This window comes from Pseudomonas veronii, assembly GCF_001439695.1.
Classification (GTDB): Bacteria; Pseudomonadota; Gammaproteobacteria; order Pseudomonadales; family Pseudomonadaceae; genus Aquipseudomonas; species Aquipseudomonas veronii.
Genome location: NZ_JYLL01000009.1, coordinates 158078 through 171650, shown reverse-complemented (window position 1 = coordinate 171650; position 13573 = coordinate 158078). Strand labels below are relative to the sequence as shown.

The following is a 13573-nucleotide window of genomic DNA, read 5'->3' as shown; positions in this document are numbered from 1 at the left end:
CCTGAACGAACCTTAACTGTGCCGCCTGCCGGGCGCAATGTAGCTGACAAAGCCGCCCCCACCTCGGAGATGACGTGTCAGGGGTTGAGGCGGCAGCCCTGATGTTCGCCCAACCATCTGGCCGTATGGGTACGCCCCAATCCACTGGCGCTGACTTCACTGCGCTCCGGGTCATCGGTGAACGCACTGATCGGCACGTACTGCTTCACATACCCCCGGCAATACTCGGCGGGATTATTCTGCACATACCGGCACGAGCAGTACTCCTTGGCCGTATACGCCGCGATGATGTCGGGGAAGGCTTGCAGGTTGACGCGCTCGTGCCAGCCCCAGCCCAGCACGGCGAGCAACAGCAGCAGGAAAAGACTGGTAAACGGCCGACGACGGATCATGGCTGCACCGCCGCCAGCACGCGTTTGAGCAGTTCGTTGTGGCGGTAGCTGTCGTCGCGGTCATCGCCGTAGCGCACGATCACCAGATGTTCGTCGGGCATGACATACAGCGCCTGGCCCCAGTGGCCGAGGGCGGCGAAGGTGTCGGCGGGGGCGTCGGGCCAGGGTCTTGGGGCGCCCTGCACGGCGCGGTTGAGCCACCAATGGCCGCCGGGCACGGCTTCGTCCTGGCCGGCCTTGTAGTGATCGAACGGTTGCCGATTGAAATCGACCCAGGCTTTCGGTACCAGTTGTTGCTCCCGCCAGCGACCGTCGCGCGCCATCAGCAGGCCGACGCGCGCCAGGTCGCGGGCGGTGAGGTAGGCGTAGGACGAGGCGACGAAGGTTTCATCGGCATCGGTTTCCCAAGTGGCGTTGTGAATGCCCAGCGGCTTGAACAGCGCATCCCACGGGTAGCTCATGTAGGCCTTATGGCCGAGCATGCCCTTGAGCGCGGCGGAGAGCAGGTTGCTGTCGCCGCTGGAATAACGGAAGGCCTCGCCCGGCGCGCGGGCGGTGTGCATGCCGGCGACGAACTCCGCCATGTCGGCGCGGCCGCGGGTGTAGAGCATCGCGACGACCGAGGATTTCAGCGGGGCATATTCGTAATCTTCCTGCCAATCGAGGCCCGAGGCCCAGTGCAGCAAGTCGGCCATCGTCACGCTTGGATGCTGCTTCATCGGCGGGTAGAAACGTGCGGCGGGGTCGCTCAGTTTGAAGCGGCTTTCGCCGTAGGCCACGCCCAGCACGGTGGCCATCAGGCTTTTGCTGACCGACCAGGTCAGGTGCGGCGTGCTCGCGGTGGTGGGCATGGCGTAGCGCTCGTAGATGACTTCGCCATCGCGGATCACCAGCAGCGCGTCGGTGCGGATGCCTTGGCGCGTGGCGTCGTCACGCCGGGGAAACGCGTAGGCATTCAGGGCATCGACAGCGGGACCTTCGATCGGCGTGCCCTTGGCCCAGTCTTTGTCAGGCCAGGTTTCGGCGCGGGTGGTGACGGTGGCTAACAACAGGGCAACGCACAACAAGCCTCTGACCATGGACACGAACTCAAGGGGGCATTCAAGCCCGCGAGCCTAGCCGAGGCCGATGACAGATTGGCGACATAAGTGCCTGTCATCTAAGCGTCACCGTAACTTCATGGAGATGACACCGAGCCTACATAGCCTGAGTTTGGACAAACAAGTCGACCGGCCGGAACGTGGCTGGCACTCGGAGATTCGCCATGACTCAGATCGCCCGCATCAGCGACACCGGCAATGAACGCCGTCTGCAAGCCGAACGCCTGATCGGCGCCCAGGCTTTGCAAGAAGCACAGGCCCTGCGGTTCAACGTGTTCAGCGGCGAGTTCAACGCCAAGCTGAAAGGCGCGGAACTGGGCCTGGACATGGATGACTATGATGTTCACTGCAGCCACATCGGCGTGCGGGATTTGAACAGCGGTCGACTGGTGGCCACCACCCGTTTGCTCGATCACCAGGCCGCCAGCACCCTGGGCCGGTTCTACAGCGAAGAAGAATTCAGCCTGCATGGCCTGCTGCACTTGCAGGGCCCGATCCTGGAAATCGGCCGTACCTGCGTCGACCCGGCCTACCGCAACGGCGGCACCATCGCAGTGCTGTGGGGCGAGTTGGCCGAAGTGCTCAACGAGGGCTGCTACAGCTACCTGATGGGTTGCGCGAGTATCCCGATGCACGATGGCGGCATCCAGGCCCACGCGATCATGCAGCGCCTGCGCGAACGCTACCTGTGCAACGAACACCTGCGCGCCGAGCCGAAAAAACCGCTGCCCGCGCTGGACCTGCCGTCCAACGTCATCGCGGAAATGCCGCCGCTGCTCAAGGCGTATATGCGCCTGGGCGCGAAGATCTGCGGCGAGCCGTGCTGGGATGAAGATTTCCAGGTGGCCGACGTGTTCATTCTGCTCAAGCGCGATGAGCTGTGCCCGCGTTATGCGCGCCACTTCAAGGCGGCCATGTGATGGGCCGCGTGCGCGTGTACGCGCGGATCGCCCGGGTACTGTTGGTGGTGGCGCTGGGCTTGAGCATGGCCAGTGTGTTCGGTGTGTTCGAGCGCCTGGGGGTCGCCAACTCGATGGTGCGCCGCCAGCGTTGGTCGCGGTTCTTTATGTCGCGGCTGACCAACGCCCTGCCCTTTCGCGTGACGGTACACGGTGAATTGCCGCAGACACCGATGCTGTGGGTGAGCAATCACGTGTCCTGGACCGACATCCCGCTGCTGGGCATGGTCACGCCGATGTCGTTCTTGTCCAAGGCCGAAGTCCGCACCTGGCCGGTGGCCGGCTGGTTGGCGGCGAAGGCCGGTAGCCTGTTTATTCGCCGCGGTTCAGGCGACAGCCAACTGATCCGCAAACAGATGACCCGTCACCTGGAGCAGCAACACCCGCTGCTGATGTTCCCCGAAGGCACCACCACCGACGGGCGCAGCCTGCGTACCTTTCACGGGCGCCTGCTGGCCAGTGCGATCGAGGCGGATGTGTCGCTGCAACCGGTGGCGATCCGGTATCTGCGCGATGGGCAAGTGGACCCGCTGGCGCCGTTCATTGGCGATGACGATTTGCTCTCGCACCTGATGCGCCTGTTTGCCAACGACCAGGGCGATGTGGAAATCCATGTGCTCACGCCGATTGCCTGTGCCGGGCAGGAACGCGCGGCGCTGGCGTTCCAGGCGCAGCAGGCGGTGCAGAAGGCGTTGTTCGGGCCGCTGCCGGAAGCAGAACAGATTGCGGTTCGGCCGGCATTCGCCGCCTGAAGCGAGCACAGTCAACAATGTGGGAGGGGGCTTGCCCCCTCCCACATTTAGATCTCAGTGGTCAGTTGGGTTTGTGCAAATTTTTGCAACTCTGGATAGAACAGCCGGAAGTCTTCACTCAACGGTTCGTATAACGTGCGCAATTCCTGCATCGCATGGCCCAGTTCCTCAGGCTGCGTCAGGCGCCGCGAGATCCCCCGCAATACCGGCTCCATCACCGCGAACTCGCGGTATGAGCCCAGCCAATCATCCGCCGCCATGTACGGCGCAATCTGCGCCAGCCGCCCCGGCAACTGCGGTTCGGCCGCCAGCACGCGGTACACCTGGGAGGTGAAGTGTTCCAGGGGCTGCTCGGCATACAGCGCCCAATCCCGCGCCAGGCAGTGATCGAAAAACACATCGAGGACGATCCCGGCATAACGCCGGCGCGTCAGGCTAAAGCGCGACAACGCTTCGCCGACCTGCGGATGGCTGTCGGTGAAACGGTCGATTGAGCGATGCAACTGGATGGCCGCTTCGATCGGCGGGCTGAACTGGCCTTGCAGGCGACCTTTGACGAAGTCGCCATACAGGCTGCCCAGCAGTTGCGCAGGAAGTTGGCCGCCCAGGTGCAGATGTGCGAGATAATTCATGGTGTGCAGTCTATCACTGCCGTCAACGCATCGTTATAACCCGATATACCGATTCAGTCTGGCCTAAGACCGAAATCATATTGGAATATCGGGATATACCGATTTAAAGTTCGCCTCATCGCGATATAACGCTTTACGACACCGAGCAACCGCCATGTCCATCGACCTCGACGAAATAATAAAAGCCCTGGCGCACCCAGTACGGCGAGACATCCTCACTTGGCTGAAAGACCCGAAAGTGCAATTCCCCGAGCAACTGCACAACCACGAATACGGCATCTGCGCCGGGCAGATCGACCAGCGCTGCGGCTTGTCCCAGTCGACCGTGTCGGCCCACCTGGCGACCTTGCAACGGGCGAGATTGATCAGCAGCCAGAAGGCCGGGCAGTGGCACTTTTTCAAACGCAACGAGGAAACGATCCAAGCCTTCCTCACTGCGCTCATCACTGAGCTCAGTTCTGAAATCCGCGCACCACTGTAACAAGGACACGCACATGCCCCTCTCGCTCCTCATCCTCGCCCTGAGCGCCTTCGCCATCGGCACCACCGAGTTCGTCATCATGGGCTTGCTGCCCGATGTGGCGGCGGACTTGGGCGTGTCGATTCCCGGCGCCGGCTGGCTGGTGACCGGCTACGCCCTCGGCGTGGCCATCGGCGCGCCCTTCATGGCGCTGGCCACCGCCAGGCTGCCACGCAAGGCCGCGCTGGTCGCGTTGATGGGCATTTTCATTATCGGCAACCTGCTCTGCGCCCTGGCCAGCGACTACAACGTGCTGATGTTTGCCCGCGTGGTCACTGCGCTGTGCCACGGTGCGTTCTTCGGGATCGGTTCGGTGGTCGCCGCCAACCTGGTGCCGGCCAACAAGCGTGCGTCCGCCGTGGCCTTGATGTTCACCGGCCTGACCCTGGCCAACGTACTGGGCGTGCCCTTGGGTACGGCGCTGGGCCAGGAAGCCGGCTGGCGCTCGACCTTCTGGGCGGTGACCGTGATCGGCGTGATCGCGTTGATCGGCCTGATCCGCTTCCTGCCGGCCAAGCGCGATGAAGAAAAACTCGACATGCGCGCCGAACTGGCCGCCCTCAAGGGCGCCGGCATCTGGTTGTCGCTGACCATGACTGCGCTGTTCGCCGCGTCCATGTTCACCCTCTTCACGTATGTCGCGCCGCTGCTCGGCGACGTCACCGGCGTATCGCCCAAGGGCGTGACCTGGACCCTGCTGCTGATCGGCCTGGGCCTCACCGTGGGCAACATCATCGGCGGCAAGCTGGCGGACAAACGCCTGGCCGCCACCCTGATCGGCGTGTTCATCAGCATGGCGGTGGTCTCCACCGCGCTGACCTGGACCAGCATCGCGGTGATCCCGACCGAAATCACCTTGTTCCTCTGGGCCACCGCCTCGTTCGCCGCCGTGCCCGCGCTGCAGATCAACGTGGTGACCTTCGGCAAGGCCGCGCCGAACCTGGTGTCCACCTTGAACATCGGCGCCTTCAACATCGGCAATGCCCTCGGCGCCTGGGTCGGCGGCAGCGTGATTGCCCACGGTTTCGGCCTGACCAGCGTGCCCCTGGCCGCCGCGGCCCTGGCGATCCTCGCGCTGCTGGTGACCCTGATCACTTTCCGTCAGAGCGGCGATGCCGACCTGGCCCCTGCGACCAACTGATCAACTTAAAGAGAAGGGTGTTATCCCATGACGACTATTTTCGATCCGATCACACTGGGCGACCTGGAACTGTCGAACCGCATCATCATGGCGCCGCTGACCCGCTGCCGTGCCGACGCCGGTCGCGTGCCCAATGCGCTGATGGCCGAGTACTACGTACAACGCGCCTCCGCCGGGCTGATCCTCAGCGAAGCCACGTCCGTGACGCCGATGGGCGTGGGCTACCCGGACACCCCGGGCATCTGGTCCAACGATCAGGTACGTGGCTGGGCCAATGTGACCAAGGCCGTACATGCCGCGGGCGGCAAGATCTTCCTGCAACTGTGGCACGTCGGCCGGATCTCCCACCCTTCTTACCTGAACGGTGAAACCCCGGTGGCACCGAGTGCGATCCAGCCTAAAGGCCACGTCAGCCTGGTCCGCCCGCTGGCCGACTACCCAACGCCTCGCGCCCTGGAAACCGCTGAAATCGCCGACATCGTCGACGCCTACCGCACCGGTGCCGAGAACGCCAAGGCCGCCGGTTTCGACGGCGTGGAAATCCACGGCGCCAACGGCTACCTGCTCGACCAGTTCCTGCAAAGCAGCACCAACCATCGCACCGACAACTACGGCGGCTCCCTGGAAAACCGCGCGCGCCTGCTGCTGGAAGTGACCGACGCCGCCATCGAAGTCTGGGGCGCCGGCCGCGTGGGCGTCCACCTGGCACCGCGCGCCGATTCCCACGACATGGGTGACGACAACCTGGCCGAAACCTTCACCTACGTCGCCCGCGAACTGGGCAAACGCGGCATCGCCTTTATCTGCTCGCGTGAAAAAGAAGGCGCTGACAGCCTCGGCCCGCAATTGAAAGAAGCCTTCGGCGGCGTGTACATCGCCAACGAACGCTTTACCAAGGACAGCGCCAACGCCTGGCTGGCCTCGGGCAAGGCGGATGCGGTGGCCTTTGGCGTGCCGTTCATTGCCAACCCGGACCTGCCGGCACGCTTGAAAGCCAATGCGCCGCTGAACCAGGCGCACCCGGAAACCTTCTATGCCAAGGGCCCGGTCGGTTACATCGACTACCCGACGCTGGCGCTGTGATGCGTTGAAACGAAAAAGCCCCGGCTCGCAAGAACCGGGGCTTTTTTTCGCCAATCAGGAAAACACCGCGGATCAAATGTGGGAGGAGGCTTGCTCCCTCCCACATTAGATCTCAGCGGTCCGGAGAAACATTCCTTCACAGCCTTGCAACAAAATCGCTACAAAATACTTAGGCGGCTATCTTTCAACCACCCGCCAGCCCGTATATAAAGTCATCCTACCAATAGTCAGCAGGACGATTGCCCGCCCTTAGGCTTTACTGTTGAAACAATTGGATGCAATTACATATTTTGACTTAATTGCGCAGGCTAGGGCTCAAGCGCAGCATGTCCAGCCCTGCATCGACCCAACGCTCAGCCTCCTGGTGCAGCTCAAAACTGTCCGGCACCAGCAGCCATTGGCCCAACAAGCCATTGATGTAGGCATGAATGCACACCGCTGCGCGCGTGGTGTCGAGGTTTTCCGGGAGTTGCCCGCGATGGACCGCGTTACGCAAGGTCAGGCTGATACGCAGGTTGCACTCCAGGCTGTGGGTCTGGCGTTGACGGCGCATGTCGCACATCTCATCGGTGAACTCGCACTTATGAATCAGGATTTCGTTGATGCGCCGGGTTTTCGGGTCCAGGACCACTTGATGGAACAGATGAATCAACAGCTTGCGCATACACCCCAGCGGGTCGACTTCATCCTCGCTTTCACTGGCCCTGGCCAGCTCGTCCAGGGGTTCGTGCAGGGTCTCGAGCAATGCCTGCAACAGGTCGGACTTATTGCTGAAGTGCCAATAGATGGCGCCTCGCGTTACCCCGGCCAGCGCGGCGATGTCCGCCAGTGTGGTCCGCGCTACACCCCGCTCATAAAAGGCCTGCTCAGCGGCGTCGAGAATCTGGCTGCGCGTTTCCTGAGCTTCCTCTTTGGTGCGACGGACCATGGCAATAAAACCTCAATCAAAACATGTGGGACTATCGGTAACGCTGCTTTAATAGGCGCTAACGAGCATCTGAATAATTGTGGGACGACACCGTCATGGGCGCCGAACGTACTAAAATCGAGGCTCGGGGCGGTGCTGTGTCAACACCGCGCGAAGCCTGTCAAGAGTTTACAAACAACCATGAACGTAAGTATATTGCGTAGCAAGCTACTTATCTACTCACAGCTTGTTTTTTACCCTTCCACCCTTCTTGTGCGCAATCTGCGCGCCTGACCCGAGGATCTTCATGCAACTTAAGCCAGCTGTTACCGCTCTGGTCACTGCCGTCGCCCTGGCATCGCTGCTCAGCGGATGTAAAAAGGAAGAGGCGGCTCCGCCCGCTCAAACTCCTCTGGTCGGCGTGGTCACCCTTCAACCGCAAGCCTTTACCCTGACGTCCGAGCTGCCAGGCCGCACCACCGCCTACCGCATCGCGGAAGTCCGTCCGCAGGTCAATGGCATCATCCTCAAGCGCCTGTTCAAGGAAGGCGGGGATGTAAAAGAAGGCCAGCAGCTTTATCAGATCGATCCGTCGGTCTATGACGCCACCCTGAAAAGCGCACAGGCCAGCCTGTCCCAGACCAAGTCGATCGCCGACCGCTACAAGCAGTTGGTCGACGAGCAGGCCGTCAGCCGCCAGGAATACGACACCGCCGTCGCCAACCGCATGACTTCCGAAGCAAACGTTCAAACCGCCCAAATCAACGTGCGCTACACCAAGGTGTTCGCGCCGATCTCCGGGCGTATCGGGCGTTCCTCGGTCACCGAAGGCGCGCTGGTCAGCAATGGCCAGACCGATGCCATGGCGGTGATCCAGCAACTGGACCCGATCTACGTCGACGTCACGCAGTCTTCGGCTGAAATGCTGAAGCTGCGCCGCGACTTGGAAAGCGGCCAACTGGAGAAAGCCGGCGCCAATGCCGCCAAGGTCAAGCTGACCCTGGAAGACGGCAGCAGCTATGGCCTGGACGGCAAACTGGAGTTCTCCGAAGTGTCGGTTGACCAGACCACCGGTTCGGTCACCCTGCGCGCCGTGTTCCCCAACCCTGACCACACCCTGCTGCCTGGCATGTTCGTACACGCCCAGTTACAAGCCGGTGTGAACAGCAAGGCGATCCTGGCACCGCAGCAAGGCGTGACCCGAGACCTCAAGGGTATCCCGACGGCGTTGGTGGTCAACGCGGACAACAAAGTTGAGCAGCGCGTGCTGGTCGCCAACCGCACCGCCGGCGCTTACTGGCTGGTGGAAAAAGGCTTGAACGCCGGTGACCGTGTGATCACCGAAGGCTTGCAGTACGTCAAGCCGGGCGTCCAGGTCAAGGTCAAGGACGCCGACAACGCCCAGCCTGCCGGTACCGCCGCTCCTGCTGCCGCTGCTGCTGGCAAAGGGGAGTAATCCATGTCGAAATTTTTTATCGACCGTCCCATTTTCGCCTGGGTGATTGCCCTGGTGATCATGCTGGTCGGGGCACTGTCGATCCTGAAGTTGCCCATCAACCAGTACCCGGCGATTGCGCCGACCGCCATTGATATCCAGGTGACCTACCCAGGTGCATCCGCACAAACCGTGCAGGACACCGTGGTGCAGGTGATCGAACAACAGCTCAACGGTATCGACAACCTGCGTTATGTGTCATCGGACAGTAACTCCGACGGCAGCATGACCATCACCGTGACGTTCAACCAGGGTACCAACCCGGACATCGCCCAGGTCCAGGTGCAGAACAAACTGAACCTGGCGACCCCGCTGCTGCCGCAAGAAGTGCAGCAGCAGGGTATCCGCGTGACCAAGTCGGTGAAGAACTTCCTGATGGTGATCGGTCTGGTGTCGGAAGACGGCAGCATGACCAAGGACGACCTGTCCAACTACATCGTGTCCAACATCCAGGACCCGATTTCCCGTACTGCGGGTGTAGGTGACTTCCAGGTATTCGGTTCGCAGTACGCCATGCGTATCTGGCTCGATCCGGCCAAGCTGAACAACTATCAGTTGACCCCGGTAGACGTCAGCACCGCGATCTCGGCACAGAACGTACAAGTGGCCACCGGCCAATTGGGCGGCCTGCCTGCCCTGCCCGGCACCCAATTGAACGCGACCATCATCGGTAAGACCCGCCTGCAGACCACTGAGCAGTTCGGCAATATCCTGATGAAGGTCAACACCGACGGTTCACAGGTTCGCTTGAAGGACGTCGCGCGTATCGAGCTGGGCGGCCAGACCTACAGCATCAGCGCGCAGTTCAACGGCAACCCGGCGTCCGGTATGGCGATCAAGCTGGCCTCCGGCGCCAACGCCCTGGACACTGCCAAGGCCATCCGTGCCACGGTCGCGTCCCTGGAACCGTTCTTCCCGCCAGGCATGAAGGCGGTGGTGCCGTATGACACCACTCCAGTGGTGACCGAATCGATTTCCGGTGTGGTACACACCCTGGTCGAGGCGATCGTGCTGGTGTTCCTGGTGATGTTCCTGTTCCTGCAGAACTTCCGCGCCACCATCATCACCACCATGACTGTACCGGTGGTATTGCTGGGTACCTTCGGGATCCTGGCCGCGTTCGGCTTCACCATCAACACCCTGACCATGTTCGGCATGATCCTGGCCATCGGCTTGCTGGTGGACGACGCCATCGTCGTGGTGGAAAACGTCGAGCGGGTGATGGCCGAGGAGCACCTGTCGCCGAAAGAGGCGACGGTCAAGTCCATGGGCCAGATCCAGGGCGCCCTGGTGGGTATTGCCCTGGTGCTGTCGGCGGTACTGTTGCCGATGGCATTCTTCGGCGGCTCCACCGGTGTGATCTACAAACAGTTCTCCATCACCATCGTTTCGGCCATGGCGTTGTCGGTACTGGTTGCGCTGATCTTCACCCCGGCCTTGTGCGCCACCATGCTCAAGCCGATCGACCCCGAGACGCACGGCCAACCCAAGCGTGGTTTCTTCGGCTGGTTCAACCGCACCTTCGATCGTAGCGTACTGAGCTACGAGCGCGGCGTGGGGAACATGATCAGGCACAAGATTCCGGCATTCCTCGTTTACGTGCTGATCTTTGCCGGCATGATCTGGTTGTTCATGCGGATCCCGGCAGCGTTCCTGCCCGACGAAGACCAGGGCGTGATCTTTGCCCAGGTGCAGACGCCGGTCGGCTCAACGGCCGAGCGCACGCAGAAAGTCATCGACGACATGCGTATCTTCCTGCTCAACGACAAGGAAGGCGAACCCGGCGAAGGCAAGGGCGTGAAATCGGTCTTTACCGTGAACGGCTTCAACTTCGCGGGGCGTGGTCAAAGCTCGGGCCTGGCATTCGTGATGCTCAAACCGTGGGATGAGCGTGACGCGTCCACCTCGGTGTTCGAGATCGCCAAGCGCGCCCAAGGTTACTTCATGCAGACGTTCCAGGACGCCATGGTGTTTGCCATCGTGCCACCGTCTGTACTGGAGTTGGGTAACGCGACCGGTTTCGACGTGTTCCTGCAGGACCAGGGTGGCGTCGGCCATGACAAGTTGATGGCTGCGCGCAACCAGTTCCTGGGCATGGCCGCCCAGAGCAAGATCCTCGCCGGTGTGCGCCCCAACGGCGTGAACGATGAGCCGCAGTACGAGCTCACCGTCGACGACGAGAAGGCCAGTGCCCAGGGCATTACGCTGTCGAGCATCAACCAGACCCTGGCGATTGCCTTGGGTGGCAGCTACGTCAACGACTTCATCGACCGTGGTCGAGTGAAGAAGGTGTACGTGCAGGGTGATGCCGCCAGCCGGATGTCCCCTGAAGACCTGAACAAATGGTTCGTGCGCAGCGACTCCGGGAAGATGGTGCCGTTGTCGGCCATCGCTTCGGGCAAATGGATCTACGGTTCGCCGAAACTCTCGCGCTATAACGGTGTGGCGGCGATGGAAATCCTCGGTACCCCGGCACCGGGCTACAGTACCGGTGAAGCCATGGCCGAAGTCGAACGCATCGCCAAGCAATTGCCGGCGGGTGTCGGCTACGCCTGGACGGGCCTGTCGTATGAAGAACGTCTGTCCGGCTCCCAGGCGCCTGCGCTGTACGCCTTGTCGCTGCTGGTGGTGTTCCTCTGCCTCGCGGCGCTGTACGAAAGCTGGTCGATTCCGATCGCGGTGGTACTCGTCGTGCCGCTGGGTGTGGTGGGTGCGTTGATCGCCACCAGCCTGCGTGGCTTGTCCAACGACGTGTTCTTCCAGGTGGGCTTGCTGGTGACGGTGGGCCTGGCGGCGAAGAACGCCATCCTGATCGTGGAATTCGCCAAAGAGCTTCACGAACAAGGCAAAGGCATTGTCGAGTCGGCGATCGAAGCGTCGCGCATGCGTCTGCGACCGATCATCATGACCTCCATGGCGTTCATCCTCGGCGTATTGCCGCTGGCGATCTCCTCGGGCGCCGGCTCAGGCAGCCAGCATGCGATCGGTACCGGCGTTATCGGCGGTATGATCACCGCCACGGTCCTGGCGATATTCTGGGTGCCCCTGTTCTTCGCAACCGTGTCCGCCATGGGCGAACGCAAAAAGACTGAACCCAAGCAAACTCCTAAAGAGGCTGGCCAATGAGCAAGTCGCTACTTTCCTTAGCCGTCACGGCATTCGTGCTCAGTGGCTGCTCGCTGATACCTGACTATCAGCGCCCCGAGGCGCCGGTGGCCGCGCAGTTCCCGCAGGGCCCGGCGTATTCGTCGGCCCAGGCTCCGAACCAGGCCGCCGCCGAACAGGGCTGGAAGCAGTTTTTCCATGACCCTGCCCTGCAACAGCTGATCCAGACCGCACTGGTGAACAACCGCGACCTGCGCGTCGCGGCCTTGAACATCGATGCTTACGCGGCGCAGTACAACATCCAGCGCGCCGACCTGTTCCCGGCCGTATCGGCCACTGGCAGCGGCAGCCGTCAGCGCGTACCGGCACGCTCGTCGCAAACCGGTAAAGCAGGCATCAGCAGTTCGTACTCGGCCACCCTGGGCATCAGCTCCTATGAGCTGGACCTGTTCGGCCGTGTCCGCAGCCTGAGCGAGGAAGCGCTGCAGAAATACTTCGCAACCGAAGAAGCGCGGCGCAGCACCCAGATCAGCCTGGTGGCCAGTGTGGCCACCGCCTACCTGACCTGGCAGGCCGACAAGGAATTGCTCAAGCTGACCCAGGAAACCCTGGGCGCATACGAGCAAAGCTACAAGCTGACCTCGCGCAGCAACGAAGTCGGCGTGTCCTCGGCCCTCGACCTGAGCCAAGCGCGCACCTCGGTGGAAAACGCCCGGGTGGCCCTGGCACGCTATACCCGCCAGGTGGCCCAGGACGAAAACAGCCTGACCCTGCTACTCGGCACCGGCCTGCCGGCGAATCTCGTCAGCAAGCCGCTGTCGGATAACCTGCTCAGCGAAGTGCCGACCGGGTTGCCATCGGACCTGTTGCAGCGTCGCCCCGACATCCTGCAGGCCGAGTACAACCTCAAGGCAGCCAACGCCAACATCGGCGCCGCCCGCGCGGCGTTCTTCCCGAGCATCAGCCTGACAGCCAACGCCGGGACCATGAGCCCGGACCTGGGCGGTCTGTTCAAAGGCGGCTCGGGCACCTGGTCGTTCGCCCCGCAGATCAACATCCCGATCTTCAACGCCGGCAGCCTGCGCGCCAGCCTGGACTACTCGAAGATCCAGAAAGAGATCAACGTGGCAAACTACGAGAAGGCCATCCAGACCGGCTTCCAGGAAGTTTCCGACGGCCTCGCCGCGCGTGAGACCTACAAGGAGCAGTTGGAGGCCCAGCGTGGTTTCGTCGCCGCCAACCAGGATTACTACCGCCTGGCCGAGCGTCGCTACCGCATTGGTGTCGACAGCAACCTGACGTTCCTCGACGCCCAGCGCCAGCTGTTCAGTGCCCAGCAATCGCTGATCACCGACCGCCTCGCGCAGTTGACCAGCGAGGTCAACCTGTACAAGGCCCTCGGCGGTGGCTGGAATGAACAGGCGGCGAGTAACCAGCCGCTGAAAGAAGAAGCGCCAAAGATGAAGTTGTTCTGATAGTCGCGCTGT

Annotated in this window: 12 protein-coding genes; 8 read left to right on the top strand and 4 right to left on the bottom strand. The window is 62.0% G+C overall.

The window, feature by feature from the left end:
* Positions 1–77: 77 nt before the first annotated feature.
* Entirely contained in the window at positions 78–392 is a 315-nt protein-coding gene (locus TU80_RS14515; RefSeq protein WP_017844843.1) for a hypothetical protein, read from the bottom strand.
* Positions 389–1471 (bottom strand): serine hydrolase domain-containing protein, encoded by a 1083-nt coding sequence (locus tag TU80_RS14510; protein WP_057004750.1) that lies wholly within the window; start codon positions 1469–1471, stop codon positions 389–391. Before TU80_RS14510 ends, TU80_RS14515 begins: the two co-directional genes overlap by 4 nt.
* Positions 1472–1656: 185 nt before the next feature.
* On the opposite strand from TU80_RS14510, the gene olsB reads away from it, so the two are divergent.
* Both olsB and TU80_RS14500 read left to right on the top strand, forming a co-directional pair.
* Positions 1657–2412 carry an L-ornithine N(alpha)-acyltransferase gene (gene olsB / locus TU80_RS14505; RefSeq protein WP_017844841.1) on the top strand — a complete coding sequence of 252 codons (756 nt, stop codon included), beginning with the start codon at positions 1657–1659 and terminating at the stop codon, positions 2410–2412.
* Positions 2412–3203, top strand: a complete 792-nt coding sequence (locus TU80_RS14500; protein ID WP_057004749.1) for a lysophospholipid acyltransferase family protein — start codon at positions 2412–2414, stop codon at positions 3201–3203. The genes olsB and TU80_RS14500 overlap by 1 nt, the downstream gene beginning before the upstream one ends.
* A gap of 47 nt (positions 3204–3250) precedes the next feature.
* Here the strand turns inward: TU80_RS14500 and TU80_RS14495 are convergent, their stop codons facing one another.
* A complete protein-coding gene (locus TU80_RS14495) occupies positions 3251–3835 on the bottom strand; it encodes an acyl carrier protein phosphodiesterase (RefSeq protein ID WP_017844839.1) in 585 nt (194 codons plus the stop codon).
* 154 nt (positions 3836–3989) lie between these two features.
* Here TU80_RS14495 and TU80_RS14490 point away from each other — a divergent pair, with 154 nt between their 5' ends.
* Genes TU80_RS14490 through TU80_RS14480 form a run of 3 tightly spaced genes read left to right on the top strand, consistent with a single transcriptional unit; the run spans position 3990 to position 6579 of the window.
* A complete protein-coding gene (locus TU80_RS14490; protein ID WP_057004748.1) occupies positions 3990–4316 on the top strand; it encodes an ArsR/SmtB family transcription factor in 327 nt (108 codons plus the stop codon).
* A 13-nt stretch (positions 4317–4329) separates the two neighbouring features.
* Positions 4330–5496: an MFS transporter gene (locus TU80_RS14485; RefSeq protein WP_017844837.1), complete on the top strand. Its 1167-nt coding sequence runs from the start codon at positions 4330–4332 to the stop codon at positions 5494–5496.
* Positions 5497–5523: 27 nt separating this feature from the next.
* A complete protein-coding gene (locus TU80_RS14480; RefSeq protein ID WP_057004747.1) occupies positions 5524–6579 on the top strand; it encodes an alkene reductase in 1056 nt (351 codons plus the stop codon).
* Between the two features lie 295 nt (positions 6580–6874).
* Here TU80_RS14480 and TU80_RS14475 read toward each other — a convergent pair whose 3' ends face one another.
* Entirely contained in the window at positions 6875–7507 is a 633-nt protein-coding gene (locus TU80_RS14475; protein ID WP_046384415.1) for a TetR family transcriptional regulator, read from the bottom strand.
* A 286-nt stretch (positions 7508–7793) separates the two neighbouring features.
* Here TU80_RS14475 and TU80_RS14470 point away from each other — a divergent pair, with 286 nt between their 5' ends.
* Genes TU80_RS14470 through adeC form a run of 3 tightly spaced genes read left to right on the top strand, consistent with a single transcriptional unit; the run spans position 7794 to position 13561 of the window.
* Positions 7794–8942, top strand: coding sequence for an efflux RND transporter periplasmic adaptor subunit (locus TU80_RS14470; RefSeq protein WP_017844834.1), 1149 nt, complete (start codon positions 7794–7796; stop codon positions 8940–8942).
* A 3-nt stretch (positions 8943–8945) separates the two neighbouring features.
* Positions 8946–12107, top strand: coding sequence for an efflux RND transporter permease subunit (locus TU80_RS14465; protein ID WP_057004746.1), 3162 nt, complete (start codon positions 8946–8948; stop codon positions 12105–12107).
* Complete coding sequence (adeC, locus tag TU80_RS14460) at positions 12104–13561, top strand: AdeC/AdeK/OprM family multidrug efflux complex outer membrane factor (RefSeq protein ID WP_057004745.1); 1458 nt, start codon at positions 12104–12106, stop codon at positions 13559–13561. The genes TU80_RS14465 and adeC overlap by 4 nt, the downstream gene beginning before the upstream one ends.
* Positions 13562–13573: the final 12 nt, after the last annotated feature.